Source organism: Phytoactinopolyspora halotolerans (genome assembly GCF_010550675.1).
In the GTDB taxonomy this organism is placed as follows: Bacteria; Actinomycetota; Actinomycetes; order Jiangellales; family Jiangellaceae; genus Phytoactinopolyspora; species Phytoactinopolyspora halotolerans.
On sequence record NZ_JAAGOA010000004.1, the window covers coordinates 22,795 to 38,585 of the forward strand.

The window sequence follows — 15,791 nt, forward strand, 5'->3', positions numbered from 1 at the left end:
CATCGATGAACCGGATACCGGATGTGGACCGATACGGATTCCCGCTGGGGATGAGCATAGAGTTCCGGCGAGCACTGCGCCGATTCGAACGTTCGGCACTCACCTATGGCGGGGTGGACGTCCGGTGCCGGCCATCCGTTCGAAGGTCGCGCCGGGTCAACGTCGTGATTCCGTTCCCACTGCACTACGGCGGCATGCGCGTCCAGGCCGACGTGGCTCGGACGCTGGCCGAGGCGGGCTACGAGGTGCACGTCTTCCTGATGCGTGCGGCCGACGAGCCGGGGCCGGACCCGGTCCCTCCCGTGCCGTTCGCGCGCGTCGTGCGGGTGGCCGACCAGGAGACGCTCTGCCGGTACCTGGCCGGTGCGCCGGCGGCCGGCACGGTTGTCGGTGGCTGGATCGACTACCTGCCGGCGGCGCAGGCAGGCACGGCACCGGTGATCGGGTACTGCGGCGGTGAGCCGACACTGAACGAGGACAGCAAACTCGACGCCCGGATGCTCACGTTCCGGGCCGCCGCCCATCGGCTGCCCGACCACCTGCTGACCTGCTCCCGGTTCATCCAGCTGGTGTATCACTGCCGATTCGGACGGAGATCCACGTACGTGCCGGTCTCCCTGGACGCCGGCGCGTTCGCGGTACGACGGCCGCGGCCGGCGCCCCGGCGGCGCGGGGCGTCGTTCCGGGTGCTGCTGATGGCCTGGGACGGGCTGGCGGACAAGGGACTAGGCGAGGCGATCCCGGCGCTGCGCAACGTGTGCCGCGCCGGTGTGGACCTGCGCATCGTCTGGGTGACGCCGAAGCCGCCCGTGGTCTTCGTCGGCCTCGACTGTGAACTGCATGTCGACCCGCCCCGGCACGAGGTATTCCGCATCCTGGGCTCCTGCGATGTCCTGCTGTACCCGCCGCGCGTCGACGGCCTCGGCCTGCCGCCGTTGGAGGCGATGGCGGCAGGGGTGCCGGTCGTGGTGACGGGTGGTTCGGGATCGGCGGAATTCGCCCGGGACGGAGTGAACGCACTCGTGGTGCCGCCGGGCGACGCCGGAGCGATCGAGCATGCGGTGCGGCGGATGGAATGCGACCTCGAGCTGCGCGCGGCACTGAGGGCACGTGGCCGGCGGACCGCCGCCCGGTATCACCCGCGAAACGCCGCACCCGCCCTGCTGGCGGCGTTCGGCCGGGTGACCGGGGCCGGCGCCGGACCCGGCATCCGGGCTGCCACCCGAGCGCACACCGAGGACGGGTGGACGAGATGAACGTCGCCGACGACGTATCGCGCGTGGCGATGGAGGATCCCGACCGCACCGCGCTGCTGGCGGCCGGTGAGCGGTGGAGCTACATCGAGTTGCTGGCCGCTGCGACGGCGGAGGAGCGGGCGCTGGAAGGAGCCGGGGTCGGTCCCGGAGATCGGGTCGTGTGCATGCTTCCCAATTCCGTGACCTTCATCGCGGTGTACCTCGCCTGCCTGCGCCGCGGATACGTGCTGGTTCCGCTTGCCCCCACGGCTTCCGAGGACGAGATCCGGCACGTACTCGCGGATAGTGGTGCCGCCGCCGTCGTCGTTCTCGATGAAGTGGCCGATGCGGCCCCGGCCGAGGGCGCCGACCAGGTCGGGCCGCTGCGCCGCATCCAGCGCGGCCGGACCGTGCCTCGCCCCGGTGCCGGGAGTCTGCGCGCCGCACAGCGCTCCCTGACCGGGCCGCTCGACTTGGACCCTGCCTGGCCTGCGCTGCTGCTGTACACGTCGGGTACCACCGGGCGGCCCAAGGGCGCCTTGCTCTCGCACCGTAACGTGCGGTTCGTCGCGCGGTCGAAGGTGCGCTACCTCGGACTCCACCACGACGACGTACTGCTGCTCTTCCTGCCGCTGCATCACTGCTTCGGGCTGAACGCGGTGCTCACTCCGGGCCTGCACGCCGGTGCAGCGGTGGTGGTCAGTGGGCGGTTCGAGCGCGAGCAGACGCTGCGGCTGATCCGCCGGCACGGCGTGACCCGGCTGTTCGCGGTGCCGCAGGCCTTCAGGATGCTGCTCGACGCCGGCGTCTCTGGGCACCTGGTGCCGAGCGTGCGGTATGCGATGTCCGCCGGTGACACCTTGCCGGATGATCTGCACGATCGCTGGGAGCGTCGGATGGGCTGGCCGATCCATCAGGCCTACGGGTTGACCGAGGCCTCGCCGTTCGTCACGTACAACCATCAGCCGCGACTCCGTCCGGGCTCGGTGGGAACCGCCATCGATGGCGTACGGGTACAGATCCGCCGGTGTTCCGGTGAACCGGCACCGCGCGGCGAGACCGGGGAGGTGTGGGTGCGCGGACCGAACGTCATGCTCGGCTATTGGAACGCACCAGGTGCCACCGCTGACGCCATGGTGGACGGTTGGCTCCGCACCGCCGACCACGGCCGGCTGGACGAGGACGGGTACCTGTACCTGGCCGGACGCTCCAACGAGTTGATCATCGTGCGCGGGCATAACGTGTATGCGGCCGAGGTGGAACGGGTCCTGCGGGACGACGAGCGCGTGCTGGACGCCGCGGTTTACGGCGTCCAGCACGACCTGACCGGGGAGGTGGTCTGCGCCAGCGTGGTGCCCTCCGCCGCCGGGGTGGACGCGCAGGCATTGCGGGCCAGGTGCGCGCGCCACCTCGCCGCATACAAGGTGCCGGTGATGATCGATCTGGTCGACGCGTTGCCCACCGGGCGGACGGGAAAGACCGATCGGCGGGCGCTGGCCGCTCAGGCACGAGCGCGACGGGCTTATCAGGCCGGTCCGAAAGCCGCGTCGTGACCGCGGCCGGTGACCAGGCGCGGGCCGTCACGCTCCGTGCCGAGGATCTGCTCGGCCGGCCGCCCGTGTGGACGTCGTCGGCGCAGGCGGCGCGCCATCTGACCGGGCGGCGGGTGCTGGTGGTGGGGGCCGGAGGCTCGATCGGGTCTGAGCTGTGCCGGCAGGTCAGCCGTATCTCGCCGGCCTCGTTGTTCCTGCTCGACCGCGACGAGTCGGCCCTGCTCACCACTCAGCTCGCCGCCTACGGCCGGCCGCGGCTGGACCGCGCGGACGTGCTGCTGGCGGATATCAGGGATGCTCGCGAGCTGACGCGGACGTTGCGCGCGTGCCGGCCGCACGTGGTCTTCCACGCGGCGGCCTTGAAACACGTCGCCACCCTGGAACGGCATCCGGGCGAGGCGTACAAGACCAACGTGCTGGGCACGTACAACGTGCTGGACGCTGCGGCGGCCGTCGGTGTCGAGCGGTTCGTCAACATCTCGACCGACAAGGCCGCCGACCCGGTCACCGTACTCGGCTACTCGAAGCGCATCTCCGAAGGGCTGACCGCGCGGCAGTCGCTGGTGACCGGGCGTCGTTACCTCAGCGTCCGGTTCGGAAACGTGCTCGGCAGCCGCGGCTCGGTGCTGGGCACGTTTCTGACCCAGATCGCCGCCGGCGGGCCCGTCACGGTGACGGCGCCGGAAGCGATGCGGTATTTCCTGACCGTGCAGGAGGCGGTGGGGCTGGTGATACACGCCGCGCTGGCCGGGCAGGGCGGCCATGTCCTGGTGCCGGAGATGGGGGATCCGATCCGGGTGCTGGATCTGGCTCGACGACTGATGGACCGGGTGGGAGCGGTCCGATCGATCGAGTTCACCGGTCTCACCCGGGCAGAGAAGCCGGCCGAGGTGCGGCTCGGCCGCGGCGAGCGGGACAGCCGGCCGAGCGACCCGCTGATCTCCCATGTCTCGGTGCCTCCGGTGGATCTCGACCGCTTCGGCGCTGTGGACCCCTGGGGCGAACCTGCGTGCGTGCGAGCACACATGCGCCGGATCTGCGCCGATATGGCCGCGCGGGTGGCCCTGACGGACCGCTCCGCGGCACTGGGCGCGTCGTGAACGGGCAGGTCGTGGTGGTCGCACCGCACTCGGACGACGAATGTCTCGGTGCCGGCGGGACCATCGCGTTGCTGAGCCGGCGCGGGATCCTGGTCACCGTGGTGACCGTGGGGTCCGAGCTGCCGCCCCTGTTCCCTCCGGCGACCAGGGATGTTGTTCAGCAGGAAGCCCGCCGGTGCCACGAGTTGCTCGGTGTCGCGGAGTCGGTCTTCTTGGATATTCCGTCCGTGGGGATATCGCGAGTTTCGACAGCTCGGCTCAACCATGCGATCCAGGCGGTGATCGACCGTGTGCGACCGCGGATCGTGTTCGTTCCGTTCCCCGACCGGCACGTCGACCATCGGGCGGTGTTCGACGCCGCCGTGGTGGCCACCCGGCCCTATCGGAGTTCCCGTTGCGTGCGCGTGGTGGCGATGTATGAGGTGATCTCGGAAACGTTCTGGAACGTGCCCGGCGCCGAGCCGACGTTCACTCCCGCGTGGACGGTGGACATCTCGGAGACGATCGAGACCAAGATCGAGGCGTTCGACGCGTATCGCAGCCGTATCACCGCCTTCCCCGGGCCGCGCTCGGCGGAGGCCTTGCGGGCGCTCGCCACCTTTCGGGGCAGCCAGCAGAGCATGCCTTACGGCGAGGCGTTTGCGCTGGTCCGGGCGTCGTTCTCGCCGCTGAGCGTGTTGCGCGGCCCGGGAACGGCGAGCGCGTCCGGATGTGAACGACCCATCGATCCGACGCCGGTGGCCGTCCGGCCGTACCCCCGAGAGGAGTCCGAGCAGCGATGATCGAGGCGAGCGCGGTGCAGATCGTGGACGCGACGCGGCACGCGACCGTCGAACTGACGGCGGCCGATGAGGAACGGATGGCGGCCAGCGCCGTCACCCTGGAACGCGCGGTCAAGGACGGATGTCCGGTGTACGGGCTGACCCGCGGCTTCGGCCCGCTCGGGGAGTTCGCCGCCGATGACGACAGTGGCGAGCATGGCCTGAACCTGATCAACCATCTCTGCGCGGGTCACGGCCCGGAGCTGGCGTTCGGATCGACGCGGTTGATGCTCCGGCTCCGGCTCGAAGGGATGAAACGCGGATATTCCGGGGTACATCCGGACCGCTGGCGGTCGCTTGCGGCGATCTACAACGTCGGGTTCGTGCCGGTGGTCCCTTCCAGAGGCAGCGTGAGCGCCAGCGGTGACCTGGTGCCGTTGGCGCACGCGGCTCGGGCGTTCTCCGGTCAAGGTGAGGCATGGGTGCCGGCCGGTCAGGGCCATGTGCGGATGCCGGCTCGGCAGGCGCTCGCCCGGCTGCGCCGCCGACCGGTCCAGTGGGAGGCGCGGGACGCGCTCGCGTTTGTCAACGGGAGCAGCACCAGCCTGGCGGTGGCGCTGGAGAATCACGCCCTGATCCGGAGACTCGCCTGGATCGCGAGCGCGATCACCGGATGGATCGTCGAACTGCTCGGGGCCAGCGGTGAGCCGTACGACGAGGCGGTCGTGGCGGCACGCGGCGGGTTCCCCGGTCACGCTCGCGCTGCCGGATGGATCCGTCAAGGACTGACGGAACGGCGCACCGCCGCCGAGGCCCGAAGCCTCCAGGAGCGTTACTCGTTGCGCTGCGCCCCACAGGTGATCGGAAGCGTCCTCGACCACTTGGGCAGCACCGAGGCACTGCTGGTCCGAGAAGCCCGCGGGTGCACCGACAACCCGGTGGTGGCGTCCGACGCAGTGTGGCACGCCGGGAACTTCCATGCGGTCAACGTGGGTCTGGTGGCGGATCTACAGGCCGTGCTGGTGCATCAGCTCGCCTTCCTCGCCGAACGACAGATCGCGGTGCTGGTGGAGCCGGGTGCGAACGGTGGCCTTCCGCCGCTGTTGGCCGCGCGCCCCGGGGCGACGAGCGGCCTGGCCGGGCTACAGCTGGCCGCCTCCGCGATGCTCGCGGAGATCCGGCAGAGATCCGGTCCAGCGACGACGACGCCGGTCCCCACCAACCTGTCGAACCAGGACATCGTGCCGGTGGCGTTGATCGGGGCACTGCGGGTGGCGGAGCAGCTGGACCTGGCCGGTCGCATCGTCGGCGCCGTGGCGGTCGCGGCCGGTCAGGCCCAGCAGCTGCTGGGGCATGGCCCGTCGTCGGCGTGGACGTCCCGGATCATCCGGATCTCGCCCCGGTTGCACGCCGACCGGCCGCTCGCCGACGAGGTATGCCGGGCGCGGGACGTGCTGTTCGCCGAAGCGGCCGAATCGATCGCCGGGACCGGGCCGTGGCCGTGACCTCACGGTGCGGACGTCGCCGGATTCGACCGCAGTCACCGGAAGACGGCATGTGGGTGGAGATCAGAGCGCGTGTGGGTGGAGACCGGAAGAGGAGGAGTTCGATGCAGACGACGGACGAGATCATGGCGCAAATCGTGCAGATTCTGGAGGAGGAACTGGACTGGCCGGTACCGCGGGATCAGGTTTCGGAGCGTACCGTGCTCGGCCCGGACGGGCTCGCGCTCGATTCGGTGCTGATCATCAGCACGGCGGTCCACCTGGAGGAGCGGTTCGGCATCGCCATCCCGGATGAAGACATCGCGGAGCTGCCGGGCAAGACGTTGGGTGAGACGGCGGACTACGTCCGGCGGCGGATGCTCGCGGCCGCCTGAGGATCGTGCCGATGGCGTCGGTGATCCCTGCCTCCCGTCCCGCGCTCGGACGGGAAGAGTATCGAGCGGTGGAGCGGGTGCTCGCCAGCGGCATGGTCGCGCAGGGCCGCGAGGTGGCGGCGTTCGAGCGGGAGTTCTCCGCGTGCGTGGGTGGGCGGCCGTGCGTCGCGGTCAACTCCGGGACCAGTGCGATCCACCTCGCCCTGCTCAGCTCCGGGGTGGGGCCGGGGGACGAGATCATTGTGCCGTCGTTCACGTTTGCCGGCACGGCCAACGCGGTGGTGCTCACTGGTGCGACGCCGGTCTTCGCGGACATCGAACCCACCTGCTTCGGCGTGGACCCGGCCGCGGTCGAGGCCGCCGTCACCAGCCGCACCGTCGGGATCATGCCGGTGCACCTCTACGGTCATCCCGCCGAGATGGACAGGCTGCGGGCGGTGGCCGACCGGTACTGCCTCGCCGTATACGAGGATGCCTGCCAGGCTCACCTGGCGATGTGGCAGGCAGCCCCGGTGGGGACCTTCGGGGCCGCCGCCGCGTTCAGCTTCCACGCCACCAAGAACCTCACCACCGGTGAGGGCGGCATGGTGGTCTGCGCCGACGAGCAGCAAGCCCGCCGGGTCCGGCTGCTGCGCAACCATGGCATGGAGCGCCGCTATCACCACGAGATCGTCGGGTATAACGCCCGGATGAGCGATCTCGCCGCCGCGGTGGGGCGAGTGCAGCTGCGGCGTGCGCCGTCGCTGGTCCGGCGCCGCCGCCGTATCGCCCGGGCACTCGATGCCGCGCTGGTGGAGGTGGCCGGGGTCGTCACGCCGGACACGATGCCGGCCGCCCGGCACGTGTACCAGCAGTACACCGTACGGGTCGCCGGTCGGGACCGGGTACGTGCGGAGCTGTGTTCAGCCGGCATCGAGACCGGTGTGCACTATCCGGTGCCGGTCCACCGGATGCCGTCGTTCCGCCGGTATCGATCGGCGCCGGGTGCGGCCGGTGACGCCCTGGAACAGACTGAGCGTGCGTGCGCGGAGGTGTTGTCGCTTCCGGTGCATCCCGGTGTGTCCGATCACGACGTCGCCAGGATCGTCGAGGCCGTGGCGGCGGCGGTCTCATGACGAGGTGGTGGTGCGGGCGAAGGCGACGAACGCGTCGTAGTCGTCGATGTAATCCCCCGGGTCGTACGGCGCGGAGGCGAGAATCACCAAGACGGCGTCGGGGCTGTGGTTGAACTGCGCCGTCCAGACGGCGGGTGCCACGTAGGCGGTCACCGAGGGGTCGGCAAGATGGACGACGACGCGGCAGCCCAGACCGTCGTCGAGCAGGACATCGCAGCTTCCGGCGACACAGATCAGCAGCTCGTGCAGTGTGCGGTGCCCGTGGTCGCCGCGATGGCCGCCAGCCGGCACATCCCGGACGACCATCACGCGCCGGACGGTGAACGGCAAGCCCGCGCCCACGTGAGCGTGCGTCAGGGTGCCGCGGGCCTGCCCGACCTGGGCGAGCCGGCGCACCCATCCGGGCGTGGCGGCACCGCCAAGGGCGACGCCGACGCCGTGCCGTTCGCATAATGGCGACGCCGGGTCGACGTAGCGATCATGCCGATACGACCTGACCCGCGCGGGAGATCCGTGCACGACGGCGAGCGCCGGAACATCCCATTCCACGACTGCGGACGGAGCCACCAGTGCCTCCGGGCCGATCCGCACGCCGGGAGCGACGACGGCGTGCGCACCGACGCGTGCTCCTCGTCCGATCCGTACGTCGGCGCCCACGCTGGCGGTCGGGTGAATGGATGTGGGGCGGTGCCAGGTCGGTTCGGCGCGCATGGATCTGCCTCCCGGAATAGTGGGGGATCGCGGTATATCAACCGGGAAATGTTCACGGCCGGGAAAAGAGACTGCATTGACGTTGTGCAGCGTACCGCAATATGTTTGCGGCACAGAATGGTCGATTGACCGTCCGGGTGCAATCCGGAGCGAGAAGTGTCCAGCAGCGCCGGCGTCGCGGCTTTTCGGCGCGAATCTCTCCGGACTCGATAAGAATTCACGCGGGCCTGTTGGGGGTATGTGCGATGAATGGCGACTCGGGTTCGGCTGCTCTCGCACCGCTGTGTTACGGGCAGTTGAGCCACTTCCGGCATTGGAGCACACGGGTACGACCAGAACTGGCGCAGGCGTCCAATCTCACGGCCGTGTGGCGCCTTCCGGACGATACGGCCGCGCCGGCCGTACGGGTAGCACTGGAGACCATCGCGTACCGGCACGAGGCGCTGCGGACCCGGTTCCAGCAGACCCCGGGCCGGGACGGCTTCGTCCAGGTGGTCGAGGGCCGGCCCAGGATCGTACTGCCGATCCTGCGCGTCGGGGACGACGGATGGGCGCCTCGGCGCGGTGGTCTGTACGCGCCCCGGGCTCACGTCGAGCACTTCGTGCCCCGGGAGATTCTCGACTTCTTCGACCGGCCTTTCTCGCTCACCGCGGATCCTGGCTGGCGCGCGGCCATCGTCGACGTCGGCGGCGTACCCCGCCATCTGTGCTTCATTTGCCCGCACGTCATCTCCGACATGTTCGGTCTGGCGTGCCTGGGGCGGGAACTCTACGCGCTGTTGAGCGGGACCGACGCCGTCGCGCTGCCGGCACCTCGGCTACAGCCCCGGCAGGTGGCACGGCGGGAACGGGCGGAGTCCGCGACGGCACGAGGCGTACGCAGGCACGCGTACTGGCGGCGCACCCTGGCCGAGATGTCGACGCTGGCGCCCAGGATCGGCGATGGCGGGCGGCGGGAAGGAGATCAGGCTAAGGCCTCGCGTGGCATCCTCCGGACGAATATGCGGATGCGGGCGGTCGAACGTCTGGCCGCGCGATACTCGGCGACGGCCCCGTCGCTGGTGCTGGCGCTGGCCGCGATCGAGCTCGCGAGGTGGCATCCGGACGGCACGCTGCCGGTGGGCCTGACATCGTCCAACCGGTTCTTGCCAGGTATGCGTGATCTGGTCGGCAACGTCGTCCAGCAGGCGCTGGCCGTGATTCCGGTGCCTGATGACACGGAAATCAGGCGATTTCTGTGCGACGTGCACCGGCGGGCGTTGACGGCCTATCGCCATTCGGCCGTCGATCCGATCGCTGTCGACGAGGATAAAGAAGCCATGCGCGCGCGTAGCCGAATACCACTCGACCCGCCATATTATTTCAATTCCCTGACCGAGCAGAAGGAATTCGGCGTCGTCACGCCTGCCGAGCGGACCCGGCCGTCGACGGAATTCGTGCGGCTGTCGCCGATGGAACTCGGCACCGATCCCGGAATGCTGAAATGGAGATGGACACTCGGGCTGACGCTCGTGTCCGATGGTTACCTGTGCGTCTGGACCGCTGCCGGTTCGTCATACCGGGACGCGGCCCTGGTCGACGGGATCTGCGAGTCGGTGCTGGGCGTGATCCGGCACGGACTGAGTCTGCTGGCGCATCCGGGGTACGGGAGCCTTTCGGTCAACGAGTTCCGCGCACGCGCTGAGCAGGCCGCCGACGAGCAGCGCCGGGCGATCTCATGATCGGTCTGCTGCGCAGGTACCTGCGGCCTTACCGGCTCATCCTGGCCGCTGTCGTGCTCTGCCAGCTGCTCAGCACGCTCGCCGCGCTGTATCTGCCGAGCTTGAACGCCGACATCGTCGACCGGGGCATTGCCCAAGGCGACGTCGATGTCATCCTGTCCGCGGGCGGCTGGATGGTGCTGTGCACCGTCGCGCAGGCGTTCGCAGCGGTCGGATCCGTGTACTACGGCGCCCGGGTGTCGGCGTCGTTCGGCCGGGACATCCGCGCCGCCGTATTCCGCCACGTCGTGGCGCTGCCGGCACAGGTCGTCGTCCGGTTCGGTGTGTCGTCGTTGGTCAATCGCACCGCCCACGACGCGCTGCATACCCAGCGGCTCGTCCATTCACTGGCGATGGTCCTGGTGCCGGCGCCGGTGATGGGCGCGGGCGGGATCGTCTTGGCGGTGTGCCAGGACGTCGCGCTGTCTGGGTGATCGTGGCCGGCCTGTCGGTGCTGCTGGTTGCGGTTCTGCTGGTGGTGAGGGGGATGGTGCCGCAGTTCCGGGCGATGCAGGAACGGATTGACACCGTCAATCGAGCTACTCGCCGCCCGCGGCGCTTACCACCGCCTGTACACCAGCCAATTCACCGCACCGGTCACGTGATCCACGGAACTGGCTGGCGATTCGGGAGATCACTCGGGCACTTTCCGAGGTATGGAGTACGTTATTGGGTGCGGCGAATGCCACGCACCGACCGTCAGGGTGGAACGATGACCACACAGATACCTGCCGACAGCCAGGCAGAGGAGAAAGAGCTGCTGGACCGCGACGACGCCGTCGACGACGACGTTGACGATGACGATGAGCTGCTCGGCGAGGTGAACCTGCCCGAGCAACGTGCCTCCGCGCGCGCCATGGGCTGGCTGCTCCTCATCGCCGGGATCATCGGGCTCGCCGGCTCCGCGGCGCTGGCCATCGAACGCATTCTCCTGCTGGAGGACCCCGGCCACACGCCGTCGTGCAGTTTCAACCCGATCGTCACCTGCGGCACGGTGATGCAAAGCTGGCAAGGTGAGCTGTTCGGGTTCCCGAACCCGTTCCTCGGCGTGGCCACCTTCCCCGTGGTGATGACGTTCGGTGTGATGCTGCTCGCCGGTCTTCGCCCGCCGCGGTGGATGTGGCTGGCGTTCTGGGGCGGCACCGCGTTCGGCGCGGCCTTGGTCACCTGGCTGTTCACGCAGAGCGTCTATGTGATCGGGGCGCTGTGCCCGTACTGCATGGTGGTCTGGGTCGCGATGATACCGACGTTCGTCTACACCACGGGGTACGTGCTCTCCGAGCGGCATCTGCCGGCACCAGCCGGCTTGCGCCGGGCCGTCGTGGAGAACCGTTCACTGATCACCATCGTGTGGTTGCTCGGTATCGCCATCTTCATCACCGTCGAGTTCTGGGACCGCTGGCACCTGGTCTTCTAGCCGGCCCGGTCCGGCCATCGGATCTGTTCGATGAGATAACCGGACTCGGACGACCACCGTCGGACCCCAGCCTCGACCTCGGCGCGCTGCCGCTCGGTGCGATGCGGTCTCTGGCCGGTGAGTTCGACTCGTGCGGCGAGTCGCTGCCCGGGCGGCAGTTCCGTCGCCGCGGCGTCGAGTTCGGCGTGTACCCGCTCGACAGCGGTATCGCTGTCGTCGTCGCCGCGCAGGTTCACCTGCAGCCGTGCCCAGCGGACCGTCGCGGTGAGCCGGTGCCGCATGTCCCGCACCTGTCCGCCCTCCACGGTGAACACCGTGGCACCCTTCGCCCCCTCTTCCTTCGGCTTACGTCCCTGCGTGTTGCCGGCGAACGCGATCCATGACGGCGCGTCGCTGACGATCCTGCGGGCGTGCACATGTCCGAGCGCCCAGTAGTCGTACTCCAAGCGGAGCAGAGCGTCCACGGTCGTCGGAGCGCACGGTTTCGATCCCCGCCGGTGATCGAGGCTGGTGTGCTGGACGCCGATGTTGAACAGCCCTGGCACACGCGCCGGAAATGAGGAGGTCAGATCGTCGGGAACCACGGAGGCAGGCAGGCTCCGGCCGTGCACGGCCAGGCCGGCGTCGTCCAGAACCGCGGTCTGCCCGGCGTCGGCGTCGAACCAGACGACGTTAGGCGGCAGGCGACGCCCGTACGCCGTGAGGTCCCGCCGGATGCCGCATGCGGCGTCGTGGTTGCCGTCGATGGCCACGACGGTCACGCCGGCGTCGTACAGTGCGGCCGAGGCCTCCAGCACGAGTCGGGCGACGCCGTCGTCGTACCAATCGCGGTCGGCGATGTCGCCGGCGAGGATGAGCACGTCGGCCGTCTCATCGATGGTCACCGCGACCAGGCGAGCCAGCGCGTCGCGGGTCGGCCGGTGCCAGTCCTCGTCCGGGTAGTGCTGTGCCAGCCGTCGTAGGGGACTGTTGAGATGCACGTCAGCCGCGTGAACGACAGTCGTCACATGTGCGAGGGTACGGGGTAGCGGCCGGAGCCGACAGCACGGAACCGACGTGTGTCGTCACCCGAAGCCGATGCGCTAACCTAGGCTACGTGCGAGGTCTGTTGCTCCTTATCAGGCCGCGCTGACTTCAGGAACGGGTGCGTGGACGTGCCCGTGTCAGCGCGGCGGCCCCTCACGTGTTGAGGGGCTTTGTTATGTCTAGCGCATGTCTTGAGACACGGGGCCTCCGGCCCAGCGACAACAGACGATGAAGGAAGCCACGCCATGAGTGAATCTGACATGAGCACGACGGCTGAGCGCGCCACCGTCCCGTCCGCCGACGGCGACGTGCCGTACCGCTACACCGCCGCGCTGGCCGGTGAGATCGAGAAGCGCTGGCAGGATTACTGGGACGCGGAGGGCACGTTCCACACGCCGAACCCGTCCGGTGCACTGGCCGAGCCGGACTGGGACGTGAGCTCGAAGAAGAAGTTCTTCCTGATGGACATGTTCCCGTACCCGTCCGGCGCCGGCCTGCACGTCGGTCATCCGCTGGGGTACATCGCCACCGATGTCACCGGACGGTTCCGCCGGATGTGCGGCGACAACGTTCTGCACGCCCTGGCCTACGACGCGTTCGGCCTGCCCGCCGAACAGTACGCGGTGCAGACCGGGCAGCATCCGCGCAAGACCACCGAAGAGAACATCACCACCATGCGGCGTCAGCTGCGCCGGCTGGGACTGGCGCACGACGGGCGCCGGACGTTCGCGACGATCGATCCCGGCTACATCAAATGGACGCAGTGGATCTTCCTGCAGATCTTCGAGTCGTGGTATGACACCGAGGCCGACGGCGGGCGGGGACGCGCACGGCCGATCGCGGACCTGGTGGCGGCCTACGAGTCGGGGGAGAGGGCCACTCCGGACGGTCGTGCCTGGGCCGACCTGGAGGAGGTCGAGCGGCGGCGGATCATCGACGGCCACCGCCTGGCCTACGTCTCCGAGTCGCCGGTGAACTGGTGTCCGGGGCTGGGCACGGTCCTGGCCAACGAGGAGGTCACCGCCGAGGGTCGCAGCGAGCGCGGCAACTACCCGGTGTTCAAGCGGAACCTGCGGCAGTGGATGATGCGGATCACAGCCTACGCCGACCGGCTGGTGGATGACCTGGAGCGCATCGACTGGCCGGAGAAGGTCAAGACGATGCAGCGCAACTGGATCGGGCGGTCCACCGGTGCGAACGTGCGGTTCCCCACCGCCGCCGGTGACCTGGAGGTCTTCACCACCCGCCCGGACACCCTGTTCGGCGCCACCTTCATGGTGGTGGCTCCGGAGCATCCGCTGGTGGACGAGCTGACCGCCGTCGCCTGGCCGGAACAGACGGAGGACGCCTGGACCGGCGGGTACGGCAGCCCCGCCGAAGCAGTGACGGCATACCGGAAGCAGGCGGCCGCCAAGACCGAGGTGGAACGGCAGGTCGAGGGCAAGGACAAGACCGGCGTCTTCACCGGGTCGTTCGCCACCAACCCGACCAATGGTGAGCAGATACCGATCTTCATCGCCGATTACGTGCTGATGGGCTACGGTACCGGCGCGATCATGGCGGTACCCGGCCAGGATGAGCGGGACTGGGAGTTCGCCGAGCGTTTCCGGCTGCCGATCATCCGTACGGTCCAGCCGCCGGAGGGCTTCGACGGCAAGGCGTACGTGGGCGAAGGTCCGGCGATCAACTCGGCGGGCGACGGCGTATCGCTGAACGGCCTGGGCGTGGCGGAGGCCAAAGAGAAGATCATCTCCTGGCTGGAGAGCGCCGGATACGGCGAGGGCACGGTCACCTATCGGCTTCGCGACTGGCTGTTCAGCCGCCAGCGGTACTGGGGCGAGCCGTTCCCGATCGTGTACGACGAGAACGATCTGCCGGTGGCGATCCCGCTGGAGCAGCTGCCGGTTCTGCTGCCGGAGGTCCCGGACTACTCGCCGAAGACGTACGACGCGGACGCGGCGGACACCGAGCCGGAGCCGCCGCTGGCGCGGGTCCCGGAATGGGTCTACGTCGAGATGGACCTGGGCGACGGGCCGAAGCGCTACCGCCGGGACACCAACACCATGCCCAACTGGGCCGGGTCCTGCTGGTACCACATGCGGTATCTGGACCCCACCAACGACGAGAAGCTGGTGGACCCGGAGATCGAGCGCTACTGGATGGGTCCGCGGCCGGAACGCGGAGGCCCGAACGACCCGGGCGGTGTCGACCTGTACGTCGGCGGCGTCGAGCATGCGGTGCTGCACCTGCTGTATGCCCGGTTCTGGCAGAAGGTCCTGTTCGACCTGGGGCACGTCTCCAGCGACGAGCCGTACTACAAGCTGTTCAACCAGGGCTACATTCAGGCCTACGCGTTCACCGACGCACGAGGGCAGTACGTGCCGGCGGACGAGGTGGTGGAGGAGCCGGCCGACTCGGGTCAGTTCTTCTGGAACGGTCAGCCGGTACACCGCGAGTACGGCAAGATCGGCAAGAGCCTGAAGAACGCGGTCAGCCCGGATGAGATGTACGAGTCATACGGCGCGGACACCTTCCGGGTGTACGAGATGTCGATGGGTCCGCTGGAGCAGTCCAAACCGTGGGATACCCGGGCGGTCAGCGGTGCCCAGCGGTTCCTGCAGCGGCTGTGGCGAAACGTGATCTCCGAGGAGACAGGCGAGGTCGTCACGGTGGACGAACCCGCCGACGACGCGACGCGCCGGGTGCTGCACCAGACCATCGACGCGGTCCGCACGGACATGGCCGGGCTGCGATTCAACACGGCCATCTCCCGGATGATCGAGCTGAACAACCACCTGACCAAGCTGGACTCGGTGCCGCGCGAGGCGGTCGAGCCGCTGGTCCAGATGGTGGCCCCGATCGCGCCGCACATCGCGGAGGAGCTGTGGTCCCGGCTGGGGCACACGGAGACGCTGGCCTTCGCGCCGTTCCCGGAGCCCGATCCGGCCCTGCTGATCGCCGAGACGGTGACCTGCGTGGTGCAGGTCGCGGGGAAGGTGCGTGACCGGCTGGAGGTATCCCCGTCGGCGGATGACAGCACGCTGGAGGAGCTGGCTCTGGCGTCCGATGCCGTGCAGCGGGCGCTGGACGGCCGGGGTGTGCGCAAGGTGATCGTCCGGGCTCCGAAGCTGGTCAACGTCGTTCCGGCGTAGCTGCCTCGTTGGTCTCGGGTCGCGGGTGTGTGAGGGGGCGGGTAACGGTGGGGAGGGAGAGTTTCCCGTCCTCGCCCGCGGC

The 15,791-nt window shown here is 69.1% G+C and carries 13 protein-coding genes; 11 read left to right on the top strand and 2 right to left on the bottom strand.

Features of this window, described 5'->3' with window-relative positions:
- The first annotated feature begins 5 nt into the window (after nucleotides 1-5).
- The 7 genes from G1H10_RS06670 (at nucleotide 6) to G1H10_RS06700 (ending at nucleotide 7,643) form a co-directional block, all read left to right on the top strand.
- Nucleotides 6-1,256: a glycosyltransferase family 4 protein gene (locus G1H10_RS06670; protein WP_163734576.1), complete on the top strand. Its 1,251-nt coding sequence runs from the start codon at nucleotides 6-8 to the stop codon at nucleotides 1,254-1,256.
- On the top strand, nucleotides 1,253-2,788 hold the full coding sequence (locus G1H10_RS06675) for a class I adenylate-forming enzyme family protein (protein WP_246219265.1): 1,536 nt from the start codon (nucleotides 1,253-1,255) through the stop codon (nucleotides 2,786-2,788). Before G1H10_RS06670 ends, G1H10_RS06675 begins: the two co-directional genes overlap by 4 nt.
- Entirely contained in the window at nucleotides 2,785-3,888 is a 1,104-nt protein-coding gene (locus G1H10_RS06680) for a polysaccharide biosynthesis protein (RefSeq protein ID WP_216852971.1), read from the top strand. Before G1H10_RS06675 ends, G1H10_RS06680 begins: the two co-directional genes overlap by 4 nt.
- Nucleotides 3,885-4,670, top strand: coding sequence for a PIG-L deacetylase family protein (locus tag G1H10_RS06685; RefSeq protein ID WP_163734581.1), 786 nt, complete (start codon nucleotides 3,885-3,887; stop codon nucleotides 4,668-4,670). The genes G1H10_RS06680 and G1H10_RS06685 overlap by 4 nt, the downstream gene beginning before the upstream one ends.
- Nucleotides 4,667-6,154 carry an aromatic amino acid ammonia-lyase gene (locus tag G1H10_RS06690; RefSeq protein ID WP_163734584.1) on the top strand — a complete coding sequence of 496 codons (1,488 nt, stop codon included), beginning with the start codon at nucleotides 4,667-4,669 and terminating at the stop codon, nucleotides 6,152-6,154. The genes G1H10_RS06685 and G1H10_RS06690 overlap by 4 nt, the downstream gene beginning before the upstream one ends.
- A 104-nt stretch (nucleotides 6,155-6,258) precedes the next feature.
- Nucleotides 6,259-6,528 carry an acyl carrier protein gene (locus G1H10_RS06695; RefSeq protein WP_163734587.1) on the top strand — a complete coding sequence of 90 codons (270 nt, stop codon included), beginning with the start codon at nucleotides 6,259-6,261 and terminating at the stop codon, nucleotides 6,526-6,528.
- 11 nt (nucleotides 6,529-6,539) lie between these two features.
- Entirely contained in the window at nucleotides 6,540-7,643 is a 1,104-nt protein-coding gene (locus G1H10_RS06700) for a DegT/DnrJ/EryC1/StrS family aminotransferase (protein ID WP_163734590.1), read from the top strand.
- Here G1H10_RS06700 and G1H10_RS06705 read toward each other — a convergent pair.
- On the bottom strand, nucleotides 7,638-8,354 hold the full coding sequence (locus G1H10_RS06705) for a WxcM-like domain-containing protein (RefSeq protein WP_163735314.1): 717 nt from the start codon (nucleotides 8,352-8,354) through the stop codon (nucleotides 7,638-7,640). The two genes, G1H10_RS06700 and G1H10_RS06705, sit on opposite strands and share 6 nt — an antisense overlap.
- A gap of 245 nt (nucleotides 8,355-8,599) precedes the next feature.
- Between G1H10_RS06705 and G1H10_RS06710 the strand changes: the two genes are divergently transcribed.
- The 3 genes from G1H10_RS06710 to G1H10_RS06720 all read left to right on the top strand — a co-directional run bounded on the left by G1H10_RS06710 (nucleotide 8,600) and on the right by G1H10_RS06720 (nucleotide 11,531).
- Nucleotides 8,600-10,075 carry a condensation domain-containing protein gene (locus G1H10_RS06710; protein ID WP_163734593.1) on the top strand — a complete coding sequence of 492 codons (1,476 nt, stop codon included), beginning with the start codon at nucleotides 8,600-8,602 and terminating at the stop codon, nucleotides 10,073-10,075.
- Nucleotides 10,072-10,548: an ABC transporter transmembrane domain-containing protein gene (locus G1H10_RS06715; protein ID WP_163734596.1), complete on the top strand. Its 477-nt coding sequence runs from the start codon at nucleotides 10,072-10,074 to the stop codon at nucleotides 10,546-10,548. Before G1H10_RS06710 ends, G1H10_RS06715 begins: the two co-directional genes overlap by 4 nt.
- A 278-nt stretch (nucleotides 10,549-10,826) precedes the next feature.
- Nucleotides 10,827-11,531 carry a vitamin K epoxide reductase family protein gene (locus G1H10_RS06720; protein ID WP_216852972.1) on the top strand — a complete coding sequence of 235 codons (705 nt, stop codon included), beginning with the start codon at nucleotides 10,827-10,829 and terminating at the stop codon, nucleotides 11,529-11,531.
- Here the strand turns inward: G1H10_RS06720 and G1H10_RS06725 are convergent.
- A complete protein-coding gene (locus G1H10_RS06725; RefSeq protein ID WP_163734599.1) occupies nucleotides 11,528-12,538 on the bottom strand; it encodes a metallophosphoesterase family protein in 1,011 nt (336 codons plus the stop codon). The two genes, G1H10_RS06720 and G1H10_RS06725, sit on opposite strands and share 4 nt — an antisense overlap.
- Nucleotides 12,539-12,802: 264 nt before the next feature.
- Here G1H10_RS06725 and leuS point away from each other — a divergent pair, with 264 nt between their 5' ends.
- Nucleotides 12,803-15,709 carry a leucine--tRNA ligase gene (gene leuS / locus G1H10_RS06730; protein WP_281354159.1) on the top strand — a complete coding sequence of 969 codons (2,907 nt, stop codon included), beginning with the start codon at nucleotides 12,803-12,805 and terminating at the stop codon, nucleotides 15,707-15,709.
- Nucleotides 15,710-15,791 lie beyond the last annotated feature (82 nt).

Bases quoted from the DNA above. Each gene is read 5' to 3' on its own strand.
- G1H10_RS06670 (WP_163734576.1), top strand. From the start codon at position 6: ATGAACCGGATACCGGATGTGGACCGATACGGATTCCCGCTGGGGATG.
- G1H10_RS06675 (WP_246219265.1), top strand. From the start codon at position 1,253: ATGAACGTCGCCGACGACGTATCGCGCGTGGCGATGGAGGATCCCGAC.
- G1H10_RS06690 (WP_163734584.1), top strand. From the start codon at position 4,667: ATGATCGAGGCGAGCGCGGTGCAGATCGTGGACGCGACGCGGCACGCG.
- G1H10_RS06695 (WP_163734587.1), top strand. From the start codon at position 6,259: ATGCAGACGACGGACGAGATCATGGCGCAAATCGTGCAGATTCTGGAG.
- G1H10_RS06700 (WP_163734590.1), top strand. From the start codon at position 6,540: ATGGCGTCGGTGATCCCTGCCTCCCGTCCCGCGCTCGGACGGGAAGAG.
- G1H10_RS06705 (WP_163735314.1), bottom strand. From the start codon at position 8,354: ATGCGCGCCGAACCGACCTGGCACCGCCCCACATCCATTCACCCGACC.
- G1H10_RS06710 (WP_163734593.1), top strand. From the start codon at position 8,600: ATGAATGGCGACTCGGGTTCGGCTGCTCTCGCACCGCTGTGTTACGGG.
- G1H10_RS06715 (WP_163734596.1), top strand. From the start codon at position 10,072: ATGATCGGTCTGCTGCGCAGGTACCTGCGGCCTTACCGGCTCATCCTG.
- G1H10_RS06720 (WP_216852972.1), top strand. From the start codon at position 10,827: ATGACCACACAGATACCTGCCGACAGCCAGGCAGAGGAGAAAGAGCTG.
- leuS (WP_281354159.1), top strand. From the start codon at position 12,803: ATGAGTGAATCTGACATGAGCACGACGGCTGAGCGCGCCACCGTCCCG.